Origin of the sequence: Kitasatospora sp. NPDC057518 (assembly GCF_042802075.1) — a bacterium.
Taxonomy (GTDB): Bacteria; Actinomycetota; Actinomycetes; order Streptomycetales; family Streptomycetaceae; genus Kitasatospora.
The window spans coordinates 1-25,934 of sequence record NZ_JBHVEU010000070.1; the positions used below are offsets into that span (position 1 = coordinate 1).

At 74.8% G+C, this 25,934-nt stretch carries 26 protein-coding genes; 9 read left to right on the forward strand and 17 right to left on the reverse strand.

Annotated features, from left to right (window positions below; all coding sequences use genetic code 11):
• Positions 1-39 precede the first annotated feature (39 nt).
• Positions 40-735, reverse strand: coding sequence for a response regulator (locus ACFU7Z_RS10080; RefSeq protein ID WP_380777185.1), 696 nt, complete (start codon positions 733-735; stop codon positions 40-42).
• Positions 736-737: 2 nt separating this feature from the next.
• Complete coding sequence (locus tag ACFU7Z_RS10085; RefSeq protein WP_079271956.1) at positions 738-2,165, reverse strand: cell wall metabolism sensor histidine kinase WalK; 1,428 nt, start codon at positions 2,163-2,165, stop codon at positions 738-740.
• Between the two features lie 306 nt (positions 2,166-2,471).
• Between ACFU7Z_RS10085 and phoU the strand changes: the two genes are divergently transcribed.
• Both phoU and ACFU7Z_RS10095 read left to right on the forward strand, forming a co-directional pair.
• Complete coding sequence (gene phoU / locus ACFU7Z_RS10090; protein ID WP_049657907.1) at positions 2,472-3,161, forward strand: phosphate signaling complex protein PhoU; 690 nt, start codon at positions 2,472-2,474, stop codon at positions 3,159-3,161.
• A gap of 194 nt (positions 3,162-3,355) precedes the next feature.
• On the forward strand, positions 3,356-3,535 hold the full coding sequence (locus ACFU7Z_RS10095) for a hypothetical protein (protein ID WP_074001727.1): 180 nt from the start codon (positions 3,356-3,358) through the stop codon (positions 3,533-3,535).
• A 108-nt stretch (positions 3,536-3,643) separates the two neighbouring features.
• Here the strand turns inward: ACFU7Z_RS10095 and ACFU7Z_RS10100 are convergent, their stop codons facing one another.
• Together ACFU7Z_RS10100 and ACFU7Z_RS10105 are read right to left on the reverse strand one after the other, a co-directional pair.
• Positions 3,644-4,240 carry a lytic polysaccharide monooxygenase gene (locus ACFU7Z_RS10100; protein ID WP_074001728.1) on the reverse strand — a complete coding sequence of 199 codons (597 nt, stop codon included), beginning with the start codon at positions 4,238-4,240 and terminating at the stop codon, positions 3,644-3,646.
• Between the two features lie 276 nt (positions 4,241-4,516).
• Positions 4,517-5,275, reverse strand: a complete 759-nt coding sequence (locus ACFU7Z_RS10105) for a phosphoglyceromutase (RefSeq protein WP_049657900.1) — start codon at positions 5,273-5,275, stop codon at positions 4,517-4,519.
• Positions 5,276-5,424: 149 nt separating this feature from the next.
• Between ACFU7Z_RS10105 and ACFU7Z_RS10110 the strand changes: the two genes are divergently transcribed.
• A complete protein-coding gene (locus tag ACFU7Z_RS10110) occupies positions 5,425-6,801 on the forward strand; it encodes an MDR family MFS transporter (RefSeq protein ID WP_380777186.1) in 1,377 nt (458 codons plus the stop codon).
• A gap of 12 nt (positions 6,802-6,813) precedes the next feature.
• Here ACFU7Z_RS10110 and ACFU7Z_RS10115 read toward each other — a convergent pair whose 3' ends face one another.
• Together ACFU7Z_RS10115 and mshA are read right to left on the reverse strand one after the other, a co-directional pair.
• Positions 6,814-7,368, reverse strand: coding sequence for a YbjN domain-containing protein (locus ACFU7Z_RS10115; protein ID WP_380777187.1), 555 nt, complete (start codon positions 7,366-7,368; stop codon positions 6,814-6,816).
• 79 nt (positions 7,369-7,447) lie between these two features.
• Positions 7,448-8,818: a D-inositol-3-phosphate glycosyltransferase gene (gene mshA, locus ACFU7Z_RS10120; protein WP_369808316.1), complete on the reverse strand. Its 1,371-nt coding sequence runs from the start codon at positions 8,816-8,818 to the stop codon at positions 7,448-7,450.
• Between the two features lie 216 nt (positions 8,819-9,034).
• On the opposite strand from mshA, the gene ACFU7Z_RS10125 reads away from it, so the two are divergent.
• On the forward strand, positions 9,035-9,868 hold the full coding sequence (locus tag ACFU7Z_RS10125; protein ID WP_380777188.1) for a class I SAM-dependent methyltransferase: 834 nt from the start codon (positions 9,035-9,037) through the stop codon (positions 9,866-9,868).
• A 139-nt stretch (positions 9,869-10,007) separates the two neighbouring features.
• On the opposite strand, the gene ACFU7Z_RS10130 is transcribed toward ACFU7Z_RS10125, so the two are convergent.
• Complete coding sequence (locus ACFU7Z_RS10130; RefSeq protein WP_380777189.1) at positions 10,008-10,571, reverse strand: O-acetyl-ADP-ribose deacetylase; 564 nt, start codon at positions 10,569-10,571, stop codon at positions 10,008-10,010.
• A 248-nt stretch (positions 10,572-10,819) separates the two neighbouring features.
• Between ACFU7Z_RS10130 and ACFU7Z_RS10135 the strand changes: the two genes are divergently transcribed.
• Entirely contained in the window at positions 10,820-12,313 is a 1,494-nt protein-coding gene (locus ACFU7Z_RS10135) for a PP2C family protein-serine/threonine phosphatase (RefSeq protein ID WP_049654153.1), read from the forward strand.
• A 121-nt stretch (positions 12,314-12,434) separates the two neighbouring features.
• Here ACFU7Z_RS10135 and ACFU7Z_RS10140 read toward each other — a convergent pair whose 3' ends face one another.
• From ACFU7Z_RS10140 to ACFU7Z_RS10175, 8 genes are all read right to left on the reverse strand, one after another.
• Positions 12,435-12,788 (reverse strand): DUF2516 family protein, encoded by a 354-nt coding sequence (locus tag ACFU7Z_RS10140; RefSeq protein ID WP_049654152.1) that lies wholly within the window; start codon positions 12,786-12,788, stop codon positions 12,435-12,437.
• A 138-nt stretch (positions 12,789-12,926) separates the two neighbouring features.
• Positions 12,927-13,478, reverse strand: coding sequence for a hypothetical protein (locus ACFU7Z_RS10145; protein WP_380777190.1), 552 nt, complete (start codon positions 13,476-13,478; stop codon positions 12,927-12,929).
• Between the two features lie 2 nt (positions 13,479-13,480).
• Positions 13,481-13,888: a helix-turn-helix domain-containing protein gene (locus ACFU7Z_RS10150; protein ID WP_049654148.1), complete on the reverse strand. Its 408-nt coding sequence runs from the start codon at positions 13,886-13,888 to the stop codon at positions 13,481-13,483.
• Between the two features lie 92 nt (positions 13,889-13,980).
• Positions 13,981-14,784: an alpha/beta fold hydrolase gene (locus tag ACFU7Z_RS10155; RefSeq protein WP_380777191.1), complete on the reverse strand. Its 804-nt coding sequence runs from the start codon at positions 14,782-14,784 to the stop codon at positions 13,981-13,983.
• Positions 14,785-14,852: 68 nt separating this feature from the next.
• Positions 14,853-15,950: a MerR family transcriptional regulator gene (locus ACFU7Z_RS10160; protein ID WP_380777192.1), complete on the reverse strand. Its 1,098-nt coding sequence runs from the start codon at positions 15,948-15,950 to the stop codon at positions 14,853-14,855.
• A gap of 34 nt (positions 15,951-15,984) precedes the next feature.
• Entirely contained in the window at positions 15,985-16,971 is a 987-nt protein-coding gene (locus ACFU7Z_RS10165) for an RNA polymerase sigma-70 factor (RefSeq protein WP_380777193.1), read from the reverse strand.
• A 33-nt stretch (positions 16,972-17,004) separates the two neighbouring features.
• The gene (locus ACFU7Z_RS10170) at positions 17,005-17,205 is read right to left on the reverse strand and encodes a hypothetical protein (protein ID WP_049654144.1); all 201 of its coding nucleotides are present in this window, start codon (positions 17,203-17,205) and stop codon (positions 17,005-17,007) included.
• A 25-nt stretch (positions 17,206-17,230) separates the two neighbouring features.
• Complete coding sequence (locus tag ACFU7Z_RS10175) at positions 17,231-20,410, reverse strand: SNF2-related protein (protein ID WP_380777194.1); 3,180 nt, start codon at positions 20,408-20,410, stop codon at positions 17,231-17,233.
• Positions 20,411-20,594: 184 nt separating this feature from the next.
• Between ACFU7Z_RS10175 and ACFU7Z_RS10180 the strand changes: the two genes are divergently transcribed.
• On the forward strand, positions 20,595-21,209 hold the full coding sequence (locus ACFU7Z_RS10180; RefSeq protein ID WP_074001737.1) for a YceI family protein: 615 nt from the start codon (positions 20,595-20,597) through the stop codon (positions 21,207-21,209).
• A gap of 112 nt (positions 21,210-21,321) precedes the next feature.
• Here the strand turns inward: ACFU7Z_RS10180 and ACFU7Z_RS10185 are convergent, their stop codons facing one another.
• The gene (locus tag ACFU7Z_RS10185; RefSeq protein ID WP_375876609.1) at positions 21,322-22,308 is read right to left on the reverse strand and encodes a LysR family transcriptional regulator; all 987 of its coding nucleotides are present in this window, start codon (positions 22,306-22,308) and stop codon (positions 21,322-21,324) included.
• Between the two features lie 115 nt (positions 22,309-22,423).
• On the opposite strand from ACFU7Z_RS10185, the gene ACFU7Z_RS10190 reads away from it, so the two are divergent.
• Both ACFU7Z_RS10190 and ACFU7Z_RS10195 read left to right on the forward strand, forming a co-directional pair.
• Complete coding sequence (locus ACFU7Z_RS10190; protein ID WP_380777195.1) at positions 22,424-23,761, forward strand: MFS transporter; 1,338 nt, start codon at positions 22,424-22,426, stop codon at positions 23,759-23,761.
• A 9-nt stretch (positions 23,762-23,770) separates the two neighbouring features.
• Positions 23,771-24,250, forward strand: coding sequence for a macro domain-containing protein (locus tag ACFU7Z_RS10195; protein WP_049658671.1), 480 nt, complete (start codon positions 23,771-23,773; stop codon positions 24,248-24,250).
• A gap of 56 nt (positions 24,251-24,306) precedes the next feature.
• Here the strand turns inward: ACFU7Z_RS10195 and ACFU7Z_RS10200 are convergent, their stop codons facing one another.
• Complete coding sequence (locus tag ACFU7Z_RS10200) at positions 24,307-24,879, reverse strand: GNAT family N-acetyltransferase (protein ID WP_380777196.1); 573 nt, start codon at positions 24,877-24,879, stop codon at positions 24,307-24,309.
• A 180-nt stretch (positions 24,880-25,059) separates the two neighbouring features.
• Between ACFU7Z_RS10200 and ACFU7Z_RS10205 the strand changes: the two genes are divergently transcribed.
• Positions 25,060-25,878 (forward strand): TetR/AcrR family transcriptional regulator, encoded by an 819-nt coding sequence (locus ACFU7Z_RS10205; protein ID WP_234348640.1) that lies wholly within the window; start codon positions 25,060-25,062, stop codon positions 25,876-25,878.
• The last annotated feature ends 56 nt before the right edge of the window (positions 25,879-25,934 follow it).

Genomic DNA, 25,934 nt, shown 5'->3' on the forward strand with positions numbered 1-25,934 from the left:
AATTCAAACAGACTCGGCCTTCCGCGTGTTGTTGACTTATTAAGGCACGAACTTGTAGCCCAGGCCGCGGACGGTGACCAGGTAGCGCGGCGCGCCCGGGTCCGGCTCGATCTTGGCCCGCAGGCGCTTCACGTGGACGTCCAGGGTCTTGGTGTCGCCGACGTAGTCCGCGCCCCAGACCCGGTCGATCAGCTGCATCCGGGTGAGCACCCGGCCCGCGTTGCGCAGCAGCATCTCCAGCAGGTCGAACTCCTTGAGCGGCAGGTCGACCTTGGCGCCGTCCACGGTCACCACGTGGCGGTCCACGTCCATCCGGACCGGGCCCGCCTCCAGGGCGCCCGGGCCGCCGCCGTTGTCGCCCGCGCCGCCGTCCTCGCCGCGGCGGCGCAGCACCGCGCGGATCCGCGCGACCAGCTCGCGGGTGGAGTACGGCTTGGTGACGTAGTCGTCAGCGCCTATCTCCAGACCGACGACCTTGTCGATCTCGCTGTCCTTCGCGGTCACCATGATCACCGGGACGTTGGAACGCACCCGGAGCTGGCGGCAGACCTCGGTGCCGGGCAGGCCCGGCAGCATCAGGTCGAGCAGGACGAGGTCGGCGCCGTTCCGTTCGAACTGCTCCAGGGCGTCGGGGCCGGTGGCGGCCACGGCCACCTCGAAGCCCTCCTTGCGGAGCATGTACGAGAGGGCGTCGCTGAACGACTCCTCGTCCTCGACCACCAGTACTCGGGTCACGATCAGGCCTCCGGGGCAAGCTGCGGGGTTGTGTCTGACAGGTGTGGTGCCCGCTCCCCGGTGGGGAGCGAACGGTCCGTGCGGGGCGCGCGGGGAGCGCGATCCGTCCGGTCCGTGGTGAGGGTTCGGGGTGCGGCGGCGGGGCCGCCGTCCGGCGTGTGGTCCGGCTCGTCGCCGAACTCGTCGTCGAACGCGTCGTCGGGCTCGTCCTCCGTGGGTGCCTGCCCGGCGGGCAGGCGGACGGTGAAGGTCGACCCCTGGCCCTCGACGCTCCACACCGAGACGGTGCCGCCGTGCGAGGCCGCGACGTGCTTGACGATGGACAGGCCCAGGCCGGTGCCGCCGGTCGCCCGGGAGCGGGCGGGGTCGACGCGGTAGAACCGCTCGAAGACCCGCTCGCGGTCCTTCTCGGAGATGCCGATGCCCTGGTCGGTGACCGAGATCTCGATGAGCTCGCCGTCCGCCTCCCCGAGCGCCGCGGCGCTGGAGATCCGCCGGGTGGCGATGGCCACCCGGGTGCGGGGCGGGCTGTAGTTGACGGCGTTCTCGACCAGGTTGCCGAGCGCGGCGGCGAGCTGGCCGCGGTTGCCGTGCAGGTAGAGGCCGGCGATGCCGCCCGCCGCGATCAGGATCTGCTTGGCGGCGGCCTGCTGGCGGCAGCGGTCGATCGCCTCGGCGATCAGCTCGTCCACCGCGACCGGCTCCGGGTCGATCATCAGCCGGTCGTCCTGGACCCGGGAGAGGTCGATGATCTCCTGGACCAGGCTGGCCAGCCGGGCCGCCTCGACCTGCATCCGGCCGGCGAAGCGCTGCACCGCCTCCGGGTCGTCGGACGCGTCCACGACCGCCTCGGAGAGCAGCGACAGGGCGCCGACCGGGGTCTTGAGCTCGTGGCTGACGTTGGCCACGAAGTCCCGGCGGACGGCCTCCACCCGGCGGCGCTCGGTCTGGTCCTCGACCAGCACCAGCACCAGCCGGGAGCCCAGCGGGGCGACCCGGACGGAGACCGCGAGCGGCTCGGCCGCGCGGGCCGCGCCCGGCCGGGGCACCTCCAGCTCGACCTGGCGGATCTCGCCGTCCCGGCGGGTGGAGCGGGCCAGCGCGAGCATCTGGTCCACCGCGACGGCACCGCCGCGCACCAGGCCCATCGCGTACGCCGCCGAACTGGCCTTGACCACCTCGTCGCCCTCGCCCAGCACGATCGCGCAGGAGCGGAGCACGGAGAGCACGGTGTCGACCCCGGGCGGCAGCGGCGGCTCGGGGTTGCCGGTACCCAGTGACTGGTACCGGCCGGGGTTCCTGCCGCCGGTTGCGCTGTACCTGCCCTTGGCCTGCTCGCGCTCGCTCCAGCGGAAGGCGATGGAGGCGGTGAGGCCGACACCGAGCCCGGCTATGGCACAGGCAGCGGCGGCGGCCACGTTCACGTCCATGTGGCCAGCGTAAGCGCACGGCCAGGCCAGTCCCCAAGCACCCGATCAAGGCATCGACCACGCGTTGCCGAGAATTCACCTTCAGGTAGCCGCCGATTCACCGGAGCGGCCGTGCACCGTCGCCCAGGCGGCCGAAAGTTGGCCAGGCAGCCCGTGTGGGAGAGATCGGTGTGCCGAACAGCGGCCACCGGCTCGGGTGTGCGCGTACGATGCGCGCCACCAGCAGCGGTCACCCGGACACCGGAACGACGGTCGGACGGGCTGACCGGTCGGCACCGCCACCGACACAGCTACTGAGGAGAGAACATGCGCGACGCGTACCACGAGGAACTCGATGCGATCGGCGACAGCCTGGTCGAGATGGCCCGGCTGGTCGGCTCTGCCATGGGCCGCGCCACCACCGCCCTCCTCGACGCGGACCTCGCCCTGGCGGAGGGTGTGATCGCCGCCGACGAGAAGGTCAACGAGCTCCACCACGACCTGGAGAACCGGGCCATCGACCTCCTCGCCCGCCAGCAGCCGGTCGCCACCGACCTGCGCATCGTCGTCACCTCGCTGCGGATGAGCGCCGACCTGGAGCGCTGCGGCGACCTCGCCCGGCACGTCGCCAAGGTCGCGCGGATGCGCTACCCCGACACCGCCGTGCCGAGCGACCTGCACTCCACCGTCCTGGAGATGGGCCAGCTCGCCCAGCGCCTGGTGGCCAAGGCCGGCCTGGTCATCGCCACCAAGGACGTCGACAAGGCGCTGGAGATGGAGCAGGACGACGACGCGATCGACACCCTGCACCGCGAGCTGCTGTCGCACCTGATCGACGAGCGCTGGCACCACGGGATCGAGACCGCCGTCGACATCACCCTGGTCGGCCGCTACTACGAGCGCTTCGCGGACCACGCGGTGTCGGTCGCCAAGCGCGTGGTGTACCTGGTGACGGGCGAGCACGTGGCCGAGTTCGTGGCCGCCACCGAGGCCGCCGAGGCCGCGCCGGTCGACTGACCTCCGGTCCGGGCGGTGCTTCGTGGCCGCTCCCGGCTCACCCTCCGGGGTGAGTAAACCTGCGACGAGGGTGGTGCGGGCGCACGGCACTCCGTGCGCCCCACCACCGCGCGCCCGTTGACGCTCCGTCCATTCGGCGGCTTCACTCGACGTTGGGGGCACAGGACTGTGCCCGTCACAAGGAGGGAAGCTCGATGAAGGCCCACCCGACCCGACCGGCATCCGCCCACACCACCGTCGAGCCACCCGCCCCGAAGCTGCTCCCCGTCCTCGCCGCCGGCTGCGGCTGCGGCCCGGGCTGCGGCTGCGGCTGCCAGTCCGGCGCGCCCTGCCAGTGCGGCGGTGCCGACGGCGGCTGCTGCGGCGGCCACTGAGCGCACCGCCGTCCGAGGAGTCCCCGAGGTGCACGGTCTTCCGGCGGCCGTGCACCTCGTTCGCGTCCGTGCCCGTGTCCGCGTCGGGCCGGGCGTCGGGACCGGACGTCAGAACGCGACGTCGGTGCAGGAGTAGAAGGCGTTCCCGGTGTCGGAGATCGTCCAGACCGCGACGACCACCTGGTGGCCGGTGCGCCCGCCCGGGATGGTCGCGGTGTGGCTGAGCGTGCTCGGCACCTGCTGCCCGCCGTACGGGACGGTCAGGAAGGGCGTCAGGTCCAGGTTGGCCCGGGTGACCGGCTGGCTCGCGTCGTAGCCCGGCTTGGTCATGTAGTACCGGAAGTCGGTGGTCGCGTGCCGGGCGGTGAACTTCCAGGTGAAGGTGAGCTGCCCGCCCGCCGTCACCGGCGTGGTCGGCCAGGCGCCCGCGTGCGGGTCGTCCAGCTCGGCGAAGCGCGCGTTGCCGCCGGCGCAGATGGTGCCGTCCGAGGGGCCGAGGGCCGGGAAGCCCTTGGGGCCCTCGACGCTCTGCGGCTCCCACTGGATGTCCCCGCAGTCCCACGGGACGCCGTCCACGTGGGTGTCGCAGAGCGCGGCCCGGCTGGGCGGGGTCGTGATCCAGCCGTGGGACGCGGCCGGGAAGGCGAGGGTCAGCGGGATCGCCAGCGCGGCGACGGCCGCCCCGACGATGTGGCGTGTGCGCATGGTGCTCCTCCGTGGGGGTGGATGGAGTGTGCGCCGGGGGCACAGACGCGCGCGCGTGGGGGTGCGGCGGCCCGGACGGGGAGATCCTGGCATGCCTGCGCCAGTCCGGTGCCCTCACGGTAGGAGCCGCCGACTGCGGCCGTCAATGGTCTGAACCATTTTCCCACCTACCCAACTCCCCCACCAGGCAAGCGGGTTGACCCCGAACCGACCGAAAGCGAACGAAGGCCCCGCCGCCCGGTCGGACCGGGTGACGGGGCCGTAGCGGCAAGCGGCCTACTTCTTGCCCTGGTTCTTGACCGCCTCGATGGCGGCCGCGGCGGCGTCCGGGTCGAGGTAGCGGCCGCCCGGGGTGACGGGCTTGAAGTCGGCGTCCAGCTCGTAGACCAGCGGGATGCCGGTCGGGATGTTCAGGCCGGCGATGGCCTCGTCGGAGATGCCGTCGAGGTGCTTGACCAGCGCGCGCAGGCTGTTGCCGTGGGCAGTGACCAGGACGGTCCGGCCGGCGGCGAGGTCCGGGACGATGGCGTCGTACCAGTACGGCAGCATCCGGTCGACGACGTCCTTCAGGCACTCGGTGCGCGGACGCAGCTCGCTCGGGATGTCGGCGTAGCGCGCGTCACCGGCCTGCGAGTACTCGGCGTCGTCGGCCAGCACCGGCGGCGGGGTGTCGTACGAGCGGCGCCACAGCTGGAACTGCTCCTCGCCGAACTCGGCCAGGGTCTGGGCCTTGTCCTTGCCCTGGAGCGCGCCGTAGTGGCGCTCGTTCAGCCGCCAGCTGCGGCTGACCGGGATCCAGTGCCGGTCGGCCTTGTCCAGGGCGATCTGGGAGGTGCGGATGGCGCGGCGCAGCAGCGAGGTGTGCAGCACGTCGGGGAGCAGACCCTCGGCGGCCAGGAGCTCGCCACCGCGGGCGGCCTCCTTCTCGCCCTTCTCGTTGAGGTCGACATCGACCCAACCGGTGAACAGGTTCTTCTGGTTCCACTGGCTCTCGCCGTGGCGGAGCAGGATGAGTCGGTACGTCGTGTCAGCCATGGCCCCCAGCTTAGTGGGGGGTCGGAAAACCCCTGGTGGGGACCTTCGGCCGATGTGTAATGTGTGCTCCGCGCATCTGACACTTACATGCGTCGGCTGACCGGGCCTGCCGCACCGTTCGGCGGACGCCTGCCCACGGGAGCCCCCACATGCTCGTCGCCCTGGTCGCCAACCCCCGGATCCGAAGACTCGTACAGGAGACCGTGGGCGGGCTGCCGCGACAGTTCTGGTGGCTCTGGGTGAGCACGCTGGTGAACAAGCTCGGCGCGTTCGTCGTCACCTTCCTGGCGCTGTATCTGACCGTCGACCGGGGGTACTCGGCCTCCTACGCGGGCCTGGTGGCCTCGCTGTTCGGCCTCGGTTCGGCCGTCGCGGCGATCCTCGCGGGCGTGCTGGCCGACCGGATCGGGCGCCGGCCCACCCTGCTCGCCGCCCAGCTCGGCACCGCGCTGTTCACCGCCGTGCTCGGCTTCGCGGACGGCCAGGTGGCGATCGCCGTGGTGGCCTTCCTGGTGGGCCTGTGCAACAACGCCACCCGGCCGCCCACCTCGGCGATCATCGCCGACCTGGTGCCGGCCGAGGACCGGGTCCGCGCGTACTCGCTGAACTACTGGGCGATCAACATCGGCTTCGGCCTCTCGGCGGCCGTGGCGGGCCTGATCGCCACCCACGGCTACCTCACGCTCTTCCTGCTGGACGCGTTCTCCACCCTGGTCTGCGCGGTGGTGATCTTCATCCGGATCCCGGAGACCAGGCCGCAGGCCGCGCCCGGCCGGGCGGACGGCTCCGCCGAGCCGCCGGTCAGCCTGCTCTCGGTGTTCCGGGACGCCCCGTTCATGGCGCTGGTCGGGCTCACCCTGCTGCTCGCGCTGGTCTTCCAGCAGGGCAGCACCACGCTGGCCGTGGACATGGGCGCCTCCGGCATCACCTCCACCGAGTACGGCCTGGTCATCGGCCTGAACGGGCTGCTGATCGTGGTCCTGCAGATCCCGCTGACCCGCTGGATGGAGGGCCGCTCACGGACCGGACTGCTGATCACCAGCTGCCTGCTCACCGGCTGGGGCTTCGGACTGGCCGCGCTGGCCGGCTCCTCGGCCTGGCTGTTCGCGCTCTCGGTGGCCGTCTGGACGGTCGGCGAGATCCTCAACACGCCGGTGATGATGGGCCTGGTCGCCGAGCTGGCGCCGACCCACGGGCGCGGCCGCTACCAGGGCGTGCACAGCCTCTCCTGGTCGCTCGCCTCGTTCCTCGGCCCGGCGGGCGGCGGGCTGCTGCTCCAGCACGCGGGGCCGGCGGTGCTCTGGACGGCCTGCGGGGCGGTCGGGACGGTCACCGCGCTCGGGTACGTGGTGCTGGCCCGCCGGACCGGCGCGGCCGGGCGCCGGCGGCCCGTGGCCACGGAGGTCCCGGCGCCCGCGGTGGGGGCTCCGGCGCCCGCGGTGGGGGCTCCGGCGCGCACGGCCACGGCGCCCGCGGCCGCGGAGCCCGCGGTGGAGCCGGCCGGGAAGGCCCCGGCGGGCGCCTGACCGGCCCGCGGGTCAGCCGGCGGTCGGCGCGTCCGGGGTGCCCGGAGCCTCGGCCGAGGCGTCCCGCGGGGCGGCCAGGTGGGCGAAGGCGGCCAGGTTGCGGGTGGACTCCCCGCGCTTGGTCCGCCACTCCCACTCGCGCCGGATCGCGGTGGCGAAGCCCAGCTCCAGCAGGGTGTTGAACGGCTCGTCCGCGTTCTCCAGCACCGTGCCGAGCAGCCGGTCCACGACCTGCGGGGTGAGCGCCTCCAACGGCAGCCGGCCGGCCAGGTAGACGTCGCCGAGCGCGTCGATCGCGTACCCGACGCCGTACAGCCGGGTGTTGCGCTCCAGCAGCCAGCGGTAGACGGCCTCGTGGTTCTCGTCCGGACGGCGGATCACGAAGGCGTTCACCGACAGGGTGTGGTCGCCGACCCGCAGGGCGCAGGTGGTGCTCAGCTTGCGGGTGCCCGGGAGGGCCGCCACCAGCGTGTACGGGTCGGTGGCGGCCGGCTCCCAGGCCACCCCGGCGTCGTCCAGGGCGGCGCGCAGGAGGGTCAGGGCCTCGTCCTTGGTGCGGATTGCCATGGGGGTGACGTTACTCGTCGGTACCGGGCGGGCGCAGCCCCAGGCCGCTCGGCCCCGGGGCTTCCGCCCGGGCCTCCGCTCAGGCCGGTCGGCGACGGACCCCGGCCAGCCGGCCCGCCGGGCGGGCCATGCTCCCGGCGTACACCTCGGCGGTGGTCGCCGCGGCCGTGTCCCAGCCGAAGCGGGACGCGTGCCGGGCCGCCGCCTCGCCGCGCCGGGCCGCGAGGCCCCGGTCGGTGACGTACGGCTCCAGCGCGTACGACCAGTCCAGCGGGTCGTGGCCCTGCACCAGGGTGCCGGTCTCGCCGTCCCGCACCGCGACCGGCAGGCCGCCGACCGAGGCCGCCACCACCGGGGTGCCGCAGGCCTGCGCCTCCAGCGCGACCAGCCCGAAGGACTCGCTGTACGAGGGCATCACCAGCGCCGACGCCGCGCGGTACCAGTCGGCGAGGTCCGGCTGGCCGACCGGCGGGTGGAACCGCACCACGTCGCCGATGCCCAGCTGGGCGGCGAGCTTGTGCAGGCTCTCCGGCCGGGCCAGCCCGGTGCCGGACGGCCCGCCGACCACCGGCACCACCAGGCGCTCGCGCAGCTCCGGGCGGCGGCCGAGCAGCGCGGCGACCGCCCGCAGCAGCACGTCCGGGGCCTTCAGCGGCTGGATCCGGCCCGCGAACAGCAGCACTGCGGCGTCCTGCGGCAGGCCCAGCCGGGCCCGCGCGGCGGCGGGCGTCCGCGGCCCGCCGGGGCGGAAGACGTCCAGGTTGACCCCGGGGTGCACGACGGCCAGCTGGTCCGGCCGGGCGGCGTAGTGCAGCGCCAGCTCGGCGGCCTCCTCGGTGGTGTTGGCGATCAGCCGGTCGGCCGCCTCCACCACCTGGGTCTCACCGATCACCCGGGCCGCGGGCTCGGGCGTGTCGCCCTCGGCCAGCGCGGCGTTCTTGACCTTCGCCATGGTGTGCATGGTGTGCACCAGCGGCACCCCCCAGCGCTGCGCGGCCAGCCAGCCGACCTGCCCGGAGAGCCAGTAGTGCGAGTGCACCAGGTCGTAGTGGCCGGGGCGGTGGCCCGCCTCCGTCCGCAGCACCCCGTGGGTGAAGGCGCACAGCTGGGCCGGCAGGTCCTCCTTGACCAGGCCCTCGTACGGACCGGCGGTGACGTGGCGGACCAGCACGCCCGGGGCCAGCTCGACCGTCGGCGCGTCGTCCGAGCAGATCGACCGGGTGAACACCTCGACCTCGATGTTGAGGTCGGCCAGGCGCTTGGCCAGCTCCACGATGTAGACGTTCATCCCGCCGGCGTCCCCGGTGCCGGGCTGGTGCAGCGGCGAGGTGTGGACGCTCAGCATGGCTATCCGGCGCGGGCGGCGGCGACCGGGGACGAGCGACTGGAGCCGGCCGCGCGCGGGGGCGGCGGGCTGGGCCCGGCGTACCGAACGGACGGGGTGCTGGATCACCTGGCTGAAGCCTCCTCTGTGCGGCCCGTCGAGGCGGTCCGCGCCGGGCCGCCCGTTGTCCGGTGTGCGCAGCCCCGTCCGGGCACACATCACCATCAGGGTGCCAACCACACGGACCGCGCCCGGCATTCCCGCCCCGGCCCACCGGCCGGAACGGCCGCCATCGCCCCAGGTCAGCACGGTGCCGTCGGCGACCCGACTACCCTTCTGGGCATGGCTGCCTCCTTCGACCCCGCTCCCGCCGCGCCCGCCCGCGGACGGACCGGGCGCCCGGTCGGGACGGTCACCCGGGGCACCACCAACACCAACCGGCTGCGCCGGATGGACCGCTGGATCGCCCACGCCCTCGGCCGCGCGCTGCGCGCCGCCGGGCGGCCGCCGGTCGCGGTGGACCTCGGCTACGGCGCCGCGCCGTGGACCGCCGTCGAACTGGCCGGACGGCTGCGCACGGTGCGGCCGGACGTCCGGGTGGTCGGGATCGAGATCGAGCCGGAGCGGGTCGCCGCCGCACTGCCGTACGCCGAGCCGCCGCTGCTCACCTTCCGGCGCGGGGGCTTCGAGGTGCCGCTGGACGGCGGCGGGCCGGCCCAGCTGATCCGGGCCGCGAACGTGCTGCGGCAGTACGACGAATCGGCGGTCGCCGGGGTGTGGGAGCGGCTGTGCGCGCGGCTCGCCCCGGACGGGCTGCTGGTCGAGGGCACCTGCGACGAGATCGGGCGGCGGCACGTCTGGGTCGCGCTCGGCCCGGAGGGGCCCCGGACGGTGACCTTCGCGGCCCGGCTGGGCGGCCTGGGCCAGCCCTCCGACCTGGCCGAGCGGCTGCCGAAGGCGCTGATCCACCACAACGTGCCGGGGCGGCCCGTGCACGCCTTCCTGGCCGACTTCGACCGGGCCTGGGCGGCGGCCGCGCCGTACGGGGCGTTCGGGGCGCGGCAGCGCTGGGTGGCGGCCTGCACGGCGCTGGCGGGCAGCTGGCCGCTGGTGGACGCGCGCGGGCGGTGGCGGCAGGGCGAGGTCACGGTGCCCTGGTCGGCGCTCGCGCCGTAGCCGCCGTGGCCGTCGTGCGGGCGGTGCGCGCCGGGAGCCGGTGAGCGATTCGATACGTTCACTCGAACGAGTTATCGAATATCTCTGGCGTGTTGACGCCCCGACACGCCACGATGGTCCCGCCCTCAGACCCCCGCCCTCAGACCTCCCGGCCGAACAGCTCCCGCCGGGCCCGCTCGAACACCCCGTACATCTCCGACCCGAACAGCACGAACCGCACCTCCGCCAGCTCCGCGCCCGCCTCCGCGTCACCGCCGTCCAGCACCTCCGCGACGGTGCCGAGCGCGATCCGGGCCGCGTCCGCCGGCGGCCAGCCGTAGATCCCGGCCGACACCGCCGGGAAGGCCACCGTGCGCGCGCCGAGCCCCGCCGCGGCGCGCAGCGACTCGCGATAGCAGGAGGCCAACAGCTCCGCCCGCTCCTCGTACTCCTCCGCCCGGTACACCGGCCCGACGGTGTGCACCACCCACCGGGCGGGCAGCCGTCCGGCCGTCGTCGCCACCGCCCGACCGGCGGTCAGCCCCTTGCCCCAGTGCGAGGCGCGCAGCCGGCGGCACTCCTCCAGGACCTGCGGTCCGCCCTTGCGGTGGATCGCGCCGTCCACCCCACCACCGCCCAGCAGGGACGAGTTGGCGGCGTTCACCACGACGTCCACCGGCTGTTCCGTGATGTCACCCTCCACCAGAGTGATCCGCGCAACCATCGCCCTCTCCCCTTTCCCGGAGCCGCCCGGCAGCCCTTCCGGCAGCCACCCGACGGAGCCCGGGTGCTCGTCCGAGTCCAGTCACCACACCACCACCGGCGTGGCAATAGCCACAACGGCGCCGGTCGGCCAGAGAAATCCCCGGAGATCACGTTATGGTCGCGAGAAGTTCCCCGACGCGCGGTGCCAGGCGGGCACTGCGGACGGACGTCGACCGTTACGCAGTCGGGGAAAGGGAGGAACCACCGATGCCCGCAACGGGAGACGGGCGGGCACCTGGTGCCGCGGGCCTGCCGGGCGCCCATGACGGCGCCCCCGTCGGTCATGCCCGAAGCCGCGTCACGACCGGACCGGCCTCGGCGGCTCCCCCGATACCCCACCCCCGGTCGCGGGCCGCGCACGCCTCCCACCCGTCCCACATCTCCGACCCGGGCGGCCCGGCGGCGGACGGACCGGCCGACGGCGCCCCGCTGCGGCTGCTGGTCATCGAGGACGACGCCTCGGACGCCCAGCTGATCAAGGCGGCGGTGGCCGACAGCGGCACCTCGATCGAGATCCACTGGGCCCGCGGCCTGGACCAGGCCACCGAACTGCTCGCCCCGCCCGTGAACTGGGCCCGGCGCGGGCGCTCCCGCACCCCCGAGTTCGGCTGCGTGCTGCTCGACCTCGCCGCGCCCGCCGACCTGCCGCACCCGACCGACTCCTCGGACGGGCTGGAGGGCCTGCACGAGCTGCTCCGCCGGGCCCCGCACACCCCGGTCGTGGTGCTCACCGACGCCGCCGGGGCCGAACTCGGGGCGGCCGCCGTCGCCGCCGGCGCCCAGGACTTCCTGCTCAAGCACGAGACGGACGGCCCGCTGCTCGCCCGCGCCCTGCGCTACGCCGTCGAGCGCAAGCGCGCCGACGAGTCCCAGCGCCGCCTGGTCGAGGCCGAGTTGCGCGGCCAGGAGAACGCCCGCCTCCAGCGCCACCTGCTGCCCACCCCGCTGCTCGACGGCGCCGGGCTCTCCTTCACCCGGCGCTACCGCCCCGGCCGCCGCCGCGCACTGCTCGGCGGCGACTTCTACGACGCCGTGCGCACCGACGACGGCGCCGTCCACGTCGTGATCGGCGACGTCTGCGGCCACGGCCCGGACGAGGCCGCGCTCGGCGTCGCGCTCCGGATAGCGTGGCGCACCCTGGTCTTCGCGGGCCTCACCGGCGAGACCCTGCTCACCACCCTCCAGCACGTGCTGGAGCATGAACGGCGCAGCGACGAGATCTTCGCGACGCTCTGCATGCTGGTCATCGAGCCCGGCGGCCCCGGCAGCGGCCTCGACTCGCTCGGCACCGGCGAGCGGGCCCGGCTCTACCTCGCCGGGCACCCGGCGCCGCTGCTGCTCGGCCGGGACCACGAGCCGATCACCCTGCCCGCCGACCTCGCCGGGCCCGCGCTCGGCCTGCTGCCGTGCCACGACGGGCAGTCCGCCTGGCCCGCCCACGAGGTCGAACTGCGGGCCGGCTGGCGGCTGTTGCTCTACACCGACGGACTGATCGAGGGCCGGGTCGGGGCCGGATCGCGCCGACTGGGCCAGGACGGGCTCGCGGACCTGATCGGCGACCACCAGGCCGCCGGACTGACCCGGGGGCGGCTGATCGACAGCGCCATCGCCGAGGTCGAGGAGCTGAACGGCGGCGCGCTGACCGACGACGTCGCGGTGCTGCTGCTGGAGCGCAACCCGGTGCAGCTGATCCTCGGCTGATCCCCGGCCGAGGGACGCGCGAACGGGCGCGGAAGCGGTCGACGAAGAACGAGGGCGGACAACGCGACGGCCCGGGCGAGTGAACTCCCCGCCCGGGCCGTCGTGTTGTCGGCTGCCGCTCCTACCAGGGGCCGTACGGCCCGGTGTTGCTCCGACCGCCCCGGCCGCCGCTGCCGCCGGTCAGCGCCCGGATCGCCGGGCGGACGTCCACCACGTAGACGATCGAGGCGACCAGGCCGGCCAGGGTGCCGATGCCGGTGAAGAAGTTCACCCCGAACAGGAAGTCCCAGCCGAAGGAGATCGCCAGGATCGCCACCCAGAAGCCCTTGGTCTTCTTGTCGGCCGCCCGGTAGGCGTCCTCCCGGCGGGTGACCGCGTCGGCCAGGGCGAACAGCTTGTAGGCGAGGATGGCGATGGTCGCCCACCAGATCGGGTTCAGGTAGGAAAAGGCCAGAATCTGCAACACTCCGACCATTTCGATCTCCTCTGCTCTCGACTCCGGCGCTGCGACCGCTGCCCATCCTGGCACGACGACCGTCCGCGACGGGCTCAACGTCCCGTGGTCACCGGATGTGCCCCACGGGGTACGGGGACGTGTCGGACACGCCCCGGGTCACTCCGCGGCGTCGGCGGCGCCCTTGCGGGCCCGCGCGGACTTCTTCGGGGCGGGCTCGGCGTCGACCTCCGCGAGCTCCGAGACCTCCACGACCTCCGCGACCTCCGCCACCGGCTCGGCCTCGACCAGCTCCGCGGCCGGCTCGGGCCGCTCGGCCTCGTCCGGCGTGCCCGGGCGGGCCTTGTCCACCACGACCTTGCCGCGCTCGGCCAGCTCGTCGTACGTCTCCTTGGCCTTCACCGCCAGCTCGACCGCGCGGGCCACCTGCTGCAGGGCGAAGCCCTGGGCCCGCTCCTGCAGGGCCTTGAGGTCGGTCGGCAGGGTGGTGACGGTCTCGGTGACCTTGGCCTGCGCCCCGGTCAGCAGCGACTGCGCCTCCTGGAGCCTGGCGGTCGCCTTCTCCTGCGCACCCTTGCGGTCCGCCGCCAGCGCCTCGACCCGGCCCGGCACCTCGCGCAGCTTCTCGTACGCGAGGTCTCCGGCGCCGGCCAGGGCGTACAGCGGGGTCGGGTCGCCGAGGGTCTTCTTGATCTCGTCGGTGATGGGCATGGTTACCGGTCCTCCCGGTGGGTGTTCTGGGTGGCTGGGCCGTCGGCCGTCGGCTTGGGAGCCGACGACGCGTTCTCCTTGAGGAAGGCGTCGTAGACCGCGAGCAGCGCCTGCTTCTGCTGCTCGTTGATCAGCGGATCGGCCAGGATCGAGGCCCGCAGCTCCAGGCCCTCGCCCCGCCGCTCCTCCAGGATCCCGGCCTGGACGTACAGCGTCTCCGCCGAGATCCGCAGCGCCTTGGCGATCTGCTGGAGGATCTCCGCACTCGGCTTGCGCAGCCCGCGCTCGATCTGGCTGAGGTACGGGTTGGACACGCCGGCGGCCTCCGCCAGCTGCCGCAGCGAGTACTGGGCGTTGCGGCGCTGCTCGCGGATGTACTCGCCCAGCGAGCCGACGTTCAGTGAGGCCATGCGGACAGCCTGCAACACCCTGCTTGCAAATGCAAGCAGGGTGCTAGCGGCAGCAAACGGGCCCGGCCGGGTGGGCGGGCCGGGGCCGGGGGTCAGGCCAGGTGGGCGAGGAGGAGCTCGGTGAGCCGTTCGGGGGTGCGCAGCGGGAGGTAGTGGTCGGCGTCCGGGACGAGGTGGCCGCGGGCGCCGGGGATGTCGGCGGCGAGCCGCCGGGCGATCGCCGCGATCTCCGGATGGTCGCGGTCGCCGTGGACGACCAGGGTGGGCGCGGTGACGGTGCCGAGGAGCGGTTCGGCCGCCCGGGCCGGCGCGCCCGCGAGGTGGTGCTCGCTGACGATCCGGCGGGCCGCGTTCTCCTCGACCATCGTCGCGATCAGGTCGCCGCCCGGCGCGTCGCGGCCCATGGCGGCCCAGACGGAGAGCTCCAGTTCGGCCAGCGCCGCCGTGTCGCCCCGGCGCCGGGCCTCGGCGTAGGCGGTGGTCTCCGGGGACGGCGGCCAGTCGTGGCCGCTGACCGAGGCGCCGACCAGGCCGAGCGCGGCGACCCGGTCGGGGTGGGCGAGGGCGAAGTCCAGCGCGGTCTCCCCGCCCATGCTCAGGCCGACCAGCGCGGCGCGGCGCAGACCGAAGTGGTCCAGGACGGCGAGCAGGTCCGCGACGTCGTCGAAGGCCCGCTCCGGCGCGGCGGACCGGCCGAGGCCGCGGGCGTCGTAGCGGATCACGTCGTGGTGCCGGGACAGCGCCGGGGCGACGGCGTCCCACAGCCGGGAGTCCATGCCGGAGCCGTGCAGCAGGACCACCGGGCTGCCGGTGCCGCGGCGCTCCGCCCACAGCCGGCCGCCGCCGGGGGCCGGGACGTGGACCTCGGAGGCGCGGGGATCGGTGTGCGGGCTCATGCGGTGATCCTTCCAGAGCCCGCGCAGGCCCGGCCGGTCAGGCCGGTCAGGCCGCGGCCGTCAGGCGGTCAGGCGGACTCGGGCAGCCGGACGGGCATCAGGACCGAGAAGGTGCCCGCCCGCCCGGGGGTACGGACGGCCAACGGGGCGATCGGGCCGCCGAGTTCGAGGAGCAGCTGTCCGGGCCGCCCGGCGTCGAGGGCGTCGAGCAGGAAGTCCCGGTTGACGGCCAGTCGGTAGCCCTCGGGGGCCGGGTCGTCGGCGACCGTCAGGCTTCCGTCCCCGGCCAGGGTCAGGACGGTGACCTCGCAGTCGGCGCCGTCCGGGCCGGAGGGCAGGGTGCGGGTGGCGCCGGTCTCGACGGCGGCGCGCAGTGCGGCGGCGGACAGGGTGATCCGGTGCTCCGGTTCGAGCCGGGTGACAGCCCGGTGGTCGGGGTAGTCGACGTCCAACGCGACGCCCTCGATGCGGTGCTCCCCGACCTCGGCCCGGACCGGTCCGTCCCCGAGGGTGAGCGCCACCTCGGCCGGGCCCGCGCCGAGCAGTGCGCGCAGCGCGTCCACCAGCGCGGTCGGGACGACGGTGCCGGCCACCGGCTGCTCGGGCGTGTCGCCGGTGGCGGGCACCTCGGCGAAGGCCATCCGGTAGCGGTCGGTGGCGACCAGGCGCAGCACCGGTCCGTCCGGTTCGAAGAGCACGCCGGCGAGCGAGGGCAGCTCCGGGCGCCCGCAGACCGCGAAGCGGACCGCGTCCAGGGCGGCCGCGAGCTCCTCGGCCGGGACGGTGAGCCGGAGTCCGGCGGGGGTGGTGGTCATCGGCTGCTCCCTCTGGTCGATCATCGCGTGGATCAGGGAGAGCTCGCGGCGGGCGTCGGCGAGGCCGTCCTCCAGCCGGCGCAGGTGTGCGTCGAGCACCTGCCGGGCCCCGCCGCTGCCGGGCGCGGCGCCGAGCACGGCGCGGATGCCGGCCAGCGGCAGGCCGACCCGGCGCAGCCGGGCCAGCAGCCGGGCGTCGGCGAGCTGGACGGGCCGGTACCAGCGGTAGCCGGTCTGCGGGTCCACCCAGGCGGGGGTGAGCACCTCGGCGCCGTCGTAGTAGCGCAGGGTGCCGACGCCCAGGCCGCTGGCGCGGGCCAGTTCGCCGATGCTGTGCAGCTCGCTCTCCATGCCGGTGACTCTGCGGGCTCGACCTGGTCGAGGGTCAAGCCGGGCCGGAGCGGTCGGCGCTGCCGTCGGCGCCGGGGGCGGGGGCCGGGCCGGCCAGGTGGGCCAGCTTGCGCGGGTTGCGGACCGCCCGGATCTCGGAGATCCGCACGGCGCCGTCGGGCTGCTCGGCGAACTCGAAGACGGTGACGGAGTCGACCGCGCCGTCCACGGTGACCAGCACGCCGGGCACGCCGTTGACCAGCACCGGACGGACACCGGCCCCCTCGCCCAGCCGGCGGAGCACCCCGAGGACGAAGCGGGCGACGTTGTCGGCGCCGGTGACCGGCCGCAGCGCGGCGCTGATCACCCCGCCGCCATCCGTCCAGCTGGTGACGTCGGGGGCGAGCAGTTCCAGCATCCGGTTGAGGTCGCCGCCGACGCAGGCCGCCAGGAACTCGTCGGTGGCGCGGCGGCGCAGCTCGGGCGGGGCGTCGTAGCGCGGCCGGCGGGCGCGCACGTGCGCCCGGGCCCGGCTGCCGACCTGGCGGCAGGCGGCCTCGGTGCGGTCCAGGGCCTCGGCGATCTCCTGGTAGGAGAAACCGAAGGCCTCCTTGAGCACGAACACCGCCCGCTCCAGCGGGGACAGGCTCTCCAGCACCACCAGCAGGGCGACCGAGACGGTCTCGGCCCGCTCGACGCCGTCGGTCGCGTCCGGCTCGGCGACCAGCGGCTCGGGCAGCCAGGGGCCGACGTAGGACTCGCGGCGGACGGCGGCCGAGTCCAGCTTGTTGAGGGCGAGGTTGGTGACCGTACGGGCCAGGAAGCCGCCGGGACTGGCGACCGGGCCGGTGACGCCGCTCCAGCGCAGCCAGGTGTCCTGGACCAGGTCCTCGGCGTCGGCGACGCTGCCGAGCATCCGGTAGGCGATGCCGAAGACCGTGCGCCGGTGCCGCTCGAAGTCGGCCAGCCGGGGGTCGGTCGGCCCGGTCGCGCTGGTCTGCCCGGCTTCACCGGCCGGCCCGGTCTCGTGGGTGTCGGTCACCCGCGCGACGCTACCGCACGGTAGTCGTCGCGCTCAGCTCCGGAAGGCCTCGTAGGCGGGGGCCAGCACGGCGGAGAGGTCGCGGCCGTACGCGGTGATGCCGGAGCGGCCGAGGCGGCGCAGCGAGGGCTCGTCCGGGCCGTCCTCCTCCTCCGCCGGGGCGGGGCTCAGGGTGAAGTCGCCGCGCCAGTAGGCGGCGACGTTGACCACGGGCGGTCTCGGTTCGTCGGTCACGCGTCCTCCTCGGTGCCAGGGCCGGTCACATGTCCTCCTCGGCCACGGCGTCCTCCCGGGTGAGGGCGACCAGTTCGCGCAGTGCGTCGACCGGCAGGTCGGTGAGCCAGCGCTCCCCCTCCCCCACCACCGCCTCGGCCAACGAGCGTTTGGCGGTGAGGAGTTCGTCGATCCGCTCCTCGACGGTGCCGACGCAGACCAGTCGGCGGACCTGGACGTCCCGGCGCTGGCCGATCCGGAAGGCGCGGTCGGTGGCCTGCTCCTCGACCGCCGGGTTCCACCAGCGGTCCAGGTGGATCACCTGGTTGGCGGCGGTCAGGTTGAGGCCGGTGCCGCCGGCCCGCAGCGAGAGCAGGAACACCCGTGGCCCGTCCGGGGACTGGAAGCGGTCGACCAGCTCCTCGCGGCGCGCCCGGGCCAGGCCGCCGTGCAGGTAGAGCACCTCCTCGCCGAGCCTGCGCTCCAGGTACGGGCGGAGCATCGCGCCGAACTCGGCGTACTGGGTGAAGACCAGCGTCCGGTCGCCCTCGGCCAGCGCCTCCTCCAGCAGTTCGGCCAGCCGGGCGACCTTGCCCGAACGCCCGGCCACCGCTGAGCCGTCGTGCAGCAGTTGGGCCGGGTGGTTGCAGACCTGCTTGAGCTTGCCGATCGAGGCCAGCACCGTGCCGCGCCGCTCCACGCCCCGGATGCCCTCGACCCGCCGCAGCAGGTCGGCGACCACGGCCTGGTAGAGGCCGGCCTGCTCGGCGGTGAGGTTGCACCAGACGGTCATCTCCTGCTTGGCGGGCAGCTCGGCCGCCACCGCCGGGTCGGACTTGACCCGGCGCAGCACGAACGGGGCGGTGCGGCGCAGGAGTTCGGCGGTGCGCTCGGGGTTGCGGTGCAGCTCGACCGGGATCGCGTAGCGCTCCTTGAAGCGCTCGGCCGGGCCGAGCAGGCCGGGGTTGGCGAAGTCCAGGACGGCGTGCAGTTCGGCGAGCCGGTTCTCCACCGGGGTGCCGGTGAGGGCGATCCGGTGCCGGGTGACGGGCAGCGACCGGATCGCCCGGGACTGCGCGGTGCCGGTGTTCTTGATGTGCTGGGCCTCGTCGGCGACCACCCGGCGCCAGCGGATCGCGCGCAGGGCGGCGAGGTCGCGCTGGACCAGCCCGTAGGTGGTGATGACCAGGTCCACGCCCCGTACGGCTTCGGCGAGTTGATCCGCGCCGAGGCGGCCGGCCCCGTGGTGGACGTACCGCCGCAGGCCGGGGGCGAAGCGCTCGGCCTCGCGCTGCCAGTTGCCGACCAGGGACATCGGGCAGACCAGCAGGGTCGGGCCGGCGGCGTCACCGGGCCGTTCGGAGGCCTTCCCGGAGGCCCGCTCGGGGACCTTTTCGGAGGCCTTCTCCGCAGCCAGCAGGGCGAGGGTCTGGACGGTCTTGCCGAGGCCCATGTCGTCCGCCAGCACGGCGCCGAGGCCGAGCCCGGACATGGTCCGCAGCCAGGCCAGCCCGCGCTCCTGGTACGGGCGCAGCTCGGCCCGGAAGTCCGGCGGCAGCTCCGGCGCCACCGCGCCGCCGCCCCGCCCGGCGAGCAGGTCGCCGAGCGGGCCGTCCGCGCGCACCGAGGTGACCGGCAGCCCGGCGACCGTCGCGTCCGGGTCGAGGGCGAGCCGGAGCAGTTCGGTGGCGGCGAGCACGCCGTCGCGCCGGTCGGCGAGGAAGGCGAGGGCGGCGGCGATCTGGGCCGGGTCGGCCTCCAGCCAGGTGCCGCGCACCCGGACCAACCCGTGCTTGGCGGCGGCGAGTTCGGCCAGTTCGCGCTCGGTGAGCGGTTCCCCCTCCGGGCCGAGCGCGGCCTGCCACCGGAAGGCGACCACGGCGTCCCGGTCCACCTGGCTGGTGACCGCGAGGGTGCCGGGCGCGGGCGGGGTGGTGGCGCGCAGGGCGAGCCCGAGCCGGGGGCGGCGGCGCCACCAGGCGGGCAGCAGCACCCCGAAGCCGCCCTCGGCGAGGGCGGGCGCGGCGGTGCGCAGGAAGTCCAGCGCACCGGCCCGGTCGAGCGGCAGGGCGGACGGGCGGGAGCGGTGGCGCAGCCCGTCCAGGGCGGGCCAGCGGTGGGCGGCGCGGGCGAGCTCGGCGACCAGGACGTCGACCGGGTCGGCGGCCTTGCGGGCGAGCGCGGCGTGGGCGGCGCCGCCCTCGTGCAGGTCGGCGGCGCGGACCAGCAGGGAGGGCTCGTCCACGGCCTGGAGCAGGAACTCCAGCCGCCAGGCGTCGTCGGAGGGGCGGCCCTCGGGGTCGTCCGTGTCGGGGCCGAGCGGCTCGACCAGGCGGAAGCAGAGCCGCAGCGCCGGGTCGACGGGCTCGGCGGCGGCGTACCAGGCGCCGAGCCGGCGGCGCAGTTCGGCGACCTCCCCGGCCGGGGCGCCGTCGATCGCGCCGTCGGGGGTGGCGAGGGCATGCAGCCAGCGCTCGGCGACGGCCTCCCCCGGCGCGGGGAAGGGGGTGTCCGCCAGCGCGGCACGGGCCTCGGCGTCCACCAGCGCGCCCAGGGCGGCGCCCAGCAGCGCCTCGCCGCTGCCGGGGCCGTGCGGCCACTCCCCCAGCAGGACGGGCGGGCAGCCGGCGGCCAGGGCGGCGGCCTCGCGGCGCCCGGCCGGGGTGGGGTCGGGCCGCCACCGCGCCCGCGGCCGGCCGTCGGCGGCGGTCACGGGCAGCGGCAGCACCCGGCCCCGGCCGACCGTCCGCCAGGCGAGGTCGTGCACCCCGGTGAGCCAGCGCAGCGAGGGGCCGTGGACCACCTCGACCCGTCCGGCGCCGGGCAGGTCGGTGCCGGTGACGGCCCAGACCGGGTCGAAGACCTCGCCGAGCAGCTGGGCGGCGGCCCCGGCGTCGAAGAGCAGGGCCGGGACCCGCCAGGGGGTGAGCACGGCACCGCCGCGCGGCGGGGTGACCGGCAGGTCGGGCGAGGGCGCGGGGACGGTGCCGACGGTGGGCAGCAGCAGGGTGGCCCAGCGCTCGGGGGCCTGGCCGGCGAGCCAGCCGAGGCCCGGGCCGATGCCGCCGAGCACGGCGGCCAGCTCGCCGGCCGGGCAGGCGTAGGGGTGGGCGCGCGGGGCGGGCCGGTCGGGGTGCGGCTCGGGGGCGCCGGGGTGGGCGCGAGCGTCCTCGGCCCAGAGCGCCAGCCGCCCGTCCGCCCGCCAGAGCGCGTGCAGGACGAACATCGGGGGCCTTCCGGGCGGGGTGGGAACCGTCCTTCGCAGCCTAGCCGGGAGGGCCGACAGGACCGGTCCGCTGAGCCGTTCGGGGGAAGCCCCGACGCCATGGTTGAAAGTTGAACGAAGTTGTCCTACGCTGGAGCCAACAAGTTGAAGCCTAAACAACTGGCTTCGAACCAAGGAGGAAGCCATGGGCCTGTTCAACCGCACCAAGACCGTCACCGCCCCCGCCGCGGCCACCGTCCGGACCCCGGCCGGTCCGGACCTCGCCCACCTGACCGGCGACTGGACGATCGACACCACGCACAGCGAGATCGGCTTCTCGGTCCGCCACGCGATGGTCACCAACGTCAAGGGCCGCTTCACCGAGTACGACGGCGCGCTGCACCTGGACGGGACCCACCCGGGCAACTCCACGGCCGAGCTGGTGATCAAGGTCGCGAGCGTCGACACCAACCAGGCCCAGCGCGACGAGCACCTGCGCACCGGCGACTTCTTCGCCGCCGACGCCCACCCGGAGATCCGCTTCCGCAGCACCTCCGCCCAGCTGGTCGGCGGCGACTCGTACCGGATGACCGGCGACCTCACCATCAAGGGCACCACCCGCCCGGTCGTGCTCGACCTGGAGTACACCGGCAGCGCCACCGACGCGTACGGCGCCGACCGGGTCGGCTTCGAGGGCAAGGCCGTCCTCGACCGCACCGAGTTCGGCCTGACCTACAACGCCGCGCTGGAGACCGGCGGCGTGCTGATCGGCGAGAAGGTCAAGCTCAGCTTCGAGATCTCCGCCGTCAAGGCGGCCTGAGCCGGCCGTCCCCGTCGCGGGTCGCCCCCGTCGCGGCCGGCCTCGCCCCGTCGCGGGCCGCCCCCTGAGCACCGTCCCTGCCCCTCCCCCCGGGGGCAGGGGCGGTTTTCGCCTATCCCGGGGGCAGCAGCGCCGCGTCCGCCGCGGGGAGCCAGCTGCCCGGCGGGCGGCGCAGCCAGCCCTCGGCCGCGCCGAGCTCGTCCGCCGCCGCGGCCAGCGCCCGCAGCCCCGGGTGACGCTCGCCGGGCCGGTGCACCAGGCTGACCAGGGTCAGCGGCACCGGCTCCACCAGCGGCACGTTCACCGTCCCCGGCATCCGCGGACCGCCGACCGTGGTCAGCATCGGATCGCCGTGCCGGACCAGGTAGCGGGCGGTCTCGTCCACGCCGACCGGCGGCGCGTACGGCGCGGCCGCCGTCAGGCCGTGCTCGCGCAGCAGCCGGGTGCCGAGGTCGGCCCACTCGGTGGTGGCCGGATTGCCCACGCAGACGTCGACGGGGTGCCCGACCAGGTCCGACAGGCGCAGGGCGGCGCGGCCGGCCAGCGGATGGGTGTCCGCCATCATCACCGAGACCCGCTCCAACCGCACCGGCAGCTGGACGAGTTGACCGCGCACCGGGGCGGGCAGTCCGGCGAAGCGCCCGAAGGAGGCGTCCAGCCGGTGGGCCAGGAGCTCGGCGGCGGCCGCGGCCAGCCCGCCGTGGAAGCGGGCCAGCAGTTCGCCCTCCGGCCAGGCGGCGCGGGCCCGTTCGAGCACCCGGTCGGCGGCGAGGTCCGGACCGTTGACGTCGCTGTTGAGGTCGAGCAGCAGCGGCCGGGCCGCGGCCCCGGCCCCGGTCGCCGCCTCGGCGAGGATCTCGTCGTGCAGGGCGAGGAACCGGCGCGCCCGGGGCAGCAACCGCCGCCCGGCCGGGGTGAGTTCGACGCTGCGGGTGGTGCGGGTGAACAGCGCGTCGCCGAGCAGCCCCTCCAGGGTCCGGACGTCCCGGCTGAGCGCCTGCTGGGCGGTGTGCAGCCGCTCGGCGGCCCGGCCGAAGTGCAGGGTCTCGGCGGTCGCGACGAAGCCGCGGAGCAGACGGGGGTGCAGGTCACGGGGCATGGGCGGCAGATTAACAACAGGGTGTTGTGAGTGCGGCGAAACAGGTGTTGGACGGCCGCCCGCCGCCGGCACCAGGCTGGGGGGCACCCCCTTCCCACCTGCTCACAGGAGCCCGATGCCCTCGCGCGCCCTCCTCACCTCCTACCGGCGGCTGTTCGCGGCCCCCGGTGCCGTCGCCTTCACCCTGACCGGACTGCTCGGCCGGCTGGCGCTGTCGATGAACGGCGTCGCACTGGTGGTGCTGCTCTCCGAACGGCGCGGCTCGTACGGGCTGGCCGGGGCGGTCTCGGCGACCGGGCTGGTCACCGGCGCGATCGGGATGCCGCTGATCGGACGGCTGGTGGACCGGTACGGGCAGGCGCGGGTGACGGTACCGGCCGCGCTGTACAACGCCGTTCCGCTGACCGGCCTGCTGCTCTGCGTCCGGCTCGGCGCACCCGACTGGACGCTCCTCCTCTGCTCCGCGGCCTGGGCGGCGGCACCCAACCTCGGCGGCATGGCCCGCTCCCGCTGGGCGCACCTGCACCGGGACGACCCGGCCGCCCGGCACCTGGCCAACTCCTTCGAGCAGGCGCTGGACGAACTCTGCTTCATGGCCGGACCGGTGCTCGCGATGGTGCTCTGCACCACGTTCGCCCCGGAGGCCGGACTGGTCACCGCCGGCGCCCTCGGCACCACCGGCGCCCTGCTGTTCGCCGCCCAGCGGCGCACCGAACCGCCGCTGCCGCCGCCCGGCTCTGTCGGCTCGGCCGACTCGGCCGGCTCCCCGTTGCGGGTGCCCGGGCTGCGGGTGCTGGTGCTGACCTTCCTGGCGACCGGCATGGTCTTCGGCGCGACCGAGATCACCACCGTGGCGTACGCCGACGCGCTCGGCCACAAGGCGTCGGCCGGCCTGCTGCTGGCCCTGGTCGCGGCCGGCTCCTGCCTGGCGGGGCTGCTGTTCGGACTGCTGGCCCCGCGTCGGGCGCCGGGCCCGCGCTTCCTGCTCGGCGCCACGGCGATGGTCGCGGTGCTGCTGCTGCCGCTCGCCGCCGGACTGGGCGGGGCCGGTCTCGGACTGCTCGGCGTGGCGCTGTTCGCGGCCGGCACCGCCACCGCGCCGACCATGGTGACGGGAATGACGCTGGTCCAGGAGCTGCTGCCGCGGCGGCAGTTCAACGAGGGGATGGCGATGGCGGTGTCCGGCATCGTGGTCGGCATCTCGGCGGGGGCGGCGCTCGCCGGGGCGGTCGCCGAGCGGGCCGCTCCGGGCACCGGCTACGCCCTGCCCGCCGCGGCCGCCGGGCTCGCGCTGCTGATCGCGCTGGCGGGGCGGCGGCACCTGGCGACGCCGGGGGCGGCGACGACCGGCGGCGCCTCGGGCCCCGGCTCGGACGGTGCGTCACGTGCGGCGGCCTCGGCGGGTTCGGCTGCGGCGGATAATTCCGAGCGGATTGTCAGTGCCTCCCTCTAACGTCGAGGCATGGAGGAAATCACCTACGTCCGAGGCGATGCCACCACGCCGCACGGCAAGGGCGTGAAGGTGATCGCGCACGTCTGCAACGATCTCGGCGGCTGGGGCAAGGGCTTCGTGCTCGCGCTCTCCAGACGCTGGCCCGAGCCGGAGGCGGCGTACCGGCGCTGGCACCGGGAGCGGGCGACGAACGACTTCGGGCTCGGCGCCGTCCAGCTGGTGCGGGTCGATCCGCACGTCTGGGTGGCCAACCTGGTCGGCCAGCGCGGCATCCGGACGGGGCGCTCCACCGGGGTACCCGTGCGGTACGAGGCGATCGACACCGGGCTGGACGCGCTGGGCGGGCACGCGCTCCGGCTCGGCGCCTCCGTCCACATGCCGCGGATCGGCTGCGGTCTGGCGGGCGGGCGCTGGGAGCGGGTCGAGCCGCTGGTCACCGCCCGGCTGACGGACCGGGGCGTCCCGGTGACGGTCTACGACTTCGACTGACCGGGCCGCTCCGGCGCCGCTTCCACGTCCACCGACCCGTTCCTACTGATCCGTTCCTACCGGTCCGCCGGCTCCGGCCGGTCGGCCCCGGTCGCCACGCGCTCGGCCGACCAGGCGTACACGTACTCGGGCAGCAGGAATCCGCCGGGGAACTCCCCCTCCTGCGCCCGGACCCGCTCGGCACCCTCGCGCTCGTAGAAGGCGATCGCGCGGGTGTTGTCCCGCAGCACCTCCAGGGAGAGTGCGGCCCCGGGGTGCCGCTCGGCGACATGGGCGCGGCCCGCGGTCAGCAGCTCGCGGCCGATGCCGCCCCCGTTCAGGCCGGGGCGCACGTGCAGGTTGTCGATCAGCACCCCGCCGTCCGGCTGCGGGACGAGGTAGATGAACCCGACCACCGCTCCGGCCCGTTCGGCGATCAGGAGCTCGGGCGTGTTCTCCGGCTCCCCGTAGTCGGCGTCCAGGCGCAGTTCCCACAGCTCGCGCCGCTGGGCCGCCATCCCGTCGCCCAGCCCCTCCGCCGGGACGATCCCCCGGTAGGTGGTGCGCCAGCTGTGGGCGTGCAGCTCGGCTACGGCCTCGGCGTCCCGCACTCCGCCGCGCCGAATGACGATCTGTCCTGAACTGATCATGTGACCAGCCTCCCACAGAGATGGAGTTGAACATGTTCAACCGAAGCGTCTACAGTTCCACTCAGCTTTTGAACGCGTTCGAAATTCGGGGGGTCATCGTGGTACCGGGTGCGGAGGGGGCATCCGGTGCCACGAACACCGACACCGGATGGAACGTCGTCTCCGGCTAGGCTCGTCCTCGTGGACGACCTGGCAGCGACGAACCGAACGGACGGCGGGAACGGCACGGCCGGGGCTCCGGCCGTGCCCGGACCGGAGGGCGGCCCCGCACCGGAGGGCGGGCCCCTGCCCGGCGGCCGGGCCCAGCCGAAGACCGACAAGAGTGAGGCGACCCGTGCCCTGATCCTGGAGACGGCCATGCGGCTGTTCCAGGAACGGGGCTACGAGAAGACCACCATGCGCGCCATCGCCACCGAGGCCGGCGTCTCGGTGGGCAACGCCTACTACTACTTCTCGGCGAAGGAATTCCTGATCCAGGGGTTCTACGACCGGATGACCTACGAGCACGCGGCCGACGCCAGGCGCCGGATGGCCCACACCCGGGACTTCTCCGAGCGGCTGCGGATCGCGCTGGACTCCTGGCTCGACACGGCCGCGCCGTACCACGAGTTCTCCGCGCAGTTCTTCCGCACCGCCGCCGACCCGACCAGCTCGCTGAGCCCGTTCTCCAACGAGTCCCACCCGGCCCGGGCGACGGCGGTCGAGCTGTTCCGCGACGTCCTCCAGGGCTCGGAGCTGGCGCCCAAGCTGGACGCCGAACTGGTCGAGCTGCTGCCGGACGTGCTCTGGCTCTACCTGATGATCGTGGTGCTGTACTGGGTCTTCGACCGCACCCCGGACACCGAGCGGACCAGGGAGTTCGTCCGGCGCTCGACGCCGCTCGCGGCGCGGATGATCAACCTGTCCCGCTACCGGGTCTTCCGGCCGATCGTCCGCGACGCCAAGGGCCTGATCCAGGACTTCATCCTGCCCACCATCGGCAAGGCGGCGGTCAAGTAGCGCCCGTCCCGGCCACGGACGGAACGCATCCGGCCGGGCACTCCCCCACCGGGAGC

Excerpts from the sequence above, each read along its gene's own strand:
- ACFU7Z_RS10200 (WP_380777196.1), bottom strand. The coding sequence starts at position 24,879 with ATGATCAGTTCAGGACAGATCGTCATTCGGCGCGGCGGAGTGCGGGAC.
- ACFU7Z_RS10115 (WP_380777187.1), bottom strand. The coding sequence starts at position 7,368 with ATGGCAATCCGCACCAAGGACGAGGCCCTGACCCTCCTGCGCGCCGCC.
- ACFU7Z_RS10190 (WP_380777195.1), top strand. The coding sequence starts at position 22,424 with ATGCCCTCGCGCGCCCTCCTCACCTCCTACCGGCGGCTGTTCGCGGCC.
- ACFU7Z_RS10105 (WP_049657900.1), bottom strand. The coding sequence starts at position 5,275 with ATGGCTGACACGACGTACCGACTCATCCTGCTCCGCCACGGCGAGAGC.
- ACFU7Z_RS10100 (WP_074001728.1), bottom strand. The coding sequence starts at position 4,240 with ATGCGCACACGCCACATCGTCGGGGCGGCCGTCGCCGCGCTGGCGATC.
- ACFU7Z_RS10130 (WP_380777189.1), bottom strand. The coding sequence starts at position 10,571 with ATGGTTGCGCGGATCACTCTGGTGGAGGGTGACATCACGGAACAGCCG.
- ACFU7Z_RS10175 (WP_380777194.1), bottom strand. The coding sequence starts at position 20,410 with ATGTTCGTCCTGCACGCGCTCTGGCGGGCGGACGGGCGGCTGGCGCTC.
- ACFU7Z_RS10160 (WP_380777192.1), bottom strand. The coding sequence starts at position 15,950 with ATGGAGAGCGAGCTGCACAGCATCGGCGAACTGGCCCGCGCCAGCGGC.
- ACFU7Z_RS10125 (WP_380777188.1), top strand. The coding sequence starts at position 9,035 with ATGGCTGCCTCCTTCGACCCCGCTCCCGCCGCGCCCGCCCGCGGACGG.
- ACFU7Z_RS10185 (WP_375876609.1), bottom strand. The coding sequence starts at position 22,308 with ATGCCCCGTGACCTGCACCCCCGTCTGCTCCGCGGCTTCGTCGCGACC.
- phoU (WP_049657907.1), top strand. The coding sequence starts at position 2,472 with ATGCGCGACGCGTACCACGAGGAACTCGATGCGATCGGCGACAGCCTG.
- ACFU7Z_RS10135 (WP_049654153.1), top strand. The coding sequence starts at position 10,820 with ATGCCCGCAACGGGAGACGGGCGGGCACCTGGTGCCGCGGGCCTGCCG.
- ACFU7Z_RS10140 (WP_049654152.1), bottom strand. The coding sequence starts at position 12,788 with ATGGTCGGAGTGTTGCAGATTCTGGCCTTTTCCTACCTGAACCCGATC.
- ACFU7Z_RS10155 (WP_380777191.1), bottom strand. The coding sequence starts at position 14,784 with ATGAGCCCGCACACCGATCCCCGCGCCTCCGAGGTCCACGTCCCGGCC.
- ACFU7Z_RS10085 (WP_079271956.1), bottom strand. The coding sequence starts at position 2,165 with ATGGACGTGAACGTGGCCGCCGCCGCTGCCTGTGCCATAGCCGGGCTC.
- ACFU7Z_RS10110 (WP_380777186.1), top strand. The coding sequence starts at position 5,425 with ATGCTCGTCGCCCTGGTCGCCAACCCCCGGATCCGAAGACTCGTACAG.
- ACFU7Z_RS10180 (WP_074001737.1), top strand. The coding sequence starts at position 20,595 with ATGGGCCTGTTCAACCGCACCAAGACCGTCACCGCCCCCGCCGCGGCC.
- ACFU7Z_RS10095 (WP_074001727.1), top strand. The coding sequence starts at position 3,356 with ATGAAGGCCCACCCGACCCGACCGGCATCCGCCCACACCACCGTCGAG.
- ACFU7Z_RS10150 (WP_049654148.1), bottom strand. The coding sequence starts at position 13,888 with ATGGCCTCACTGAACGTCGGCTCGCTGGGCGAGTACATCCGCGAGCAG.
- ACFU7Z_RS10195 (WP_049658671.1), top strand. The coding sequence starts at position 23,771 with ATGGAGGAAATCACCTACGTCCGAGGCGATGCCACCACGCCGCACGGC.
- ACFU7Z_RS10145 (WP_380777190.1), bottom strand. The coding sequence starts at position 13,478 with ATGCCCATCACCGACGAGATCAAGAAGACCCTCGGCGACCCGACCCCG.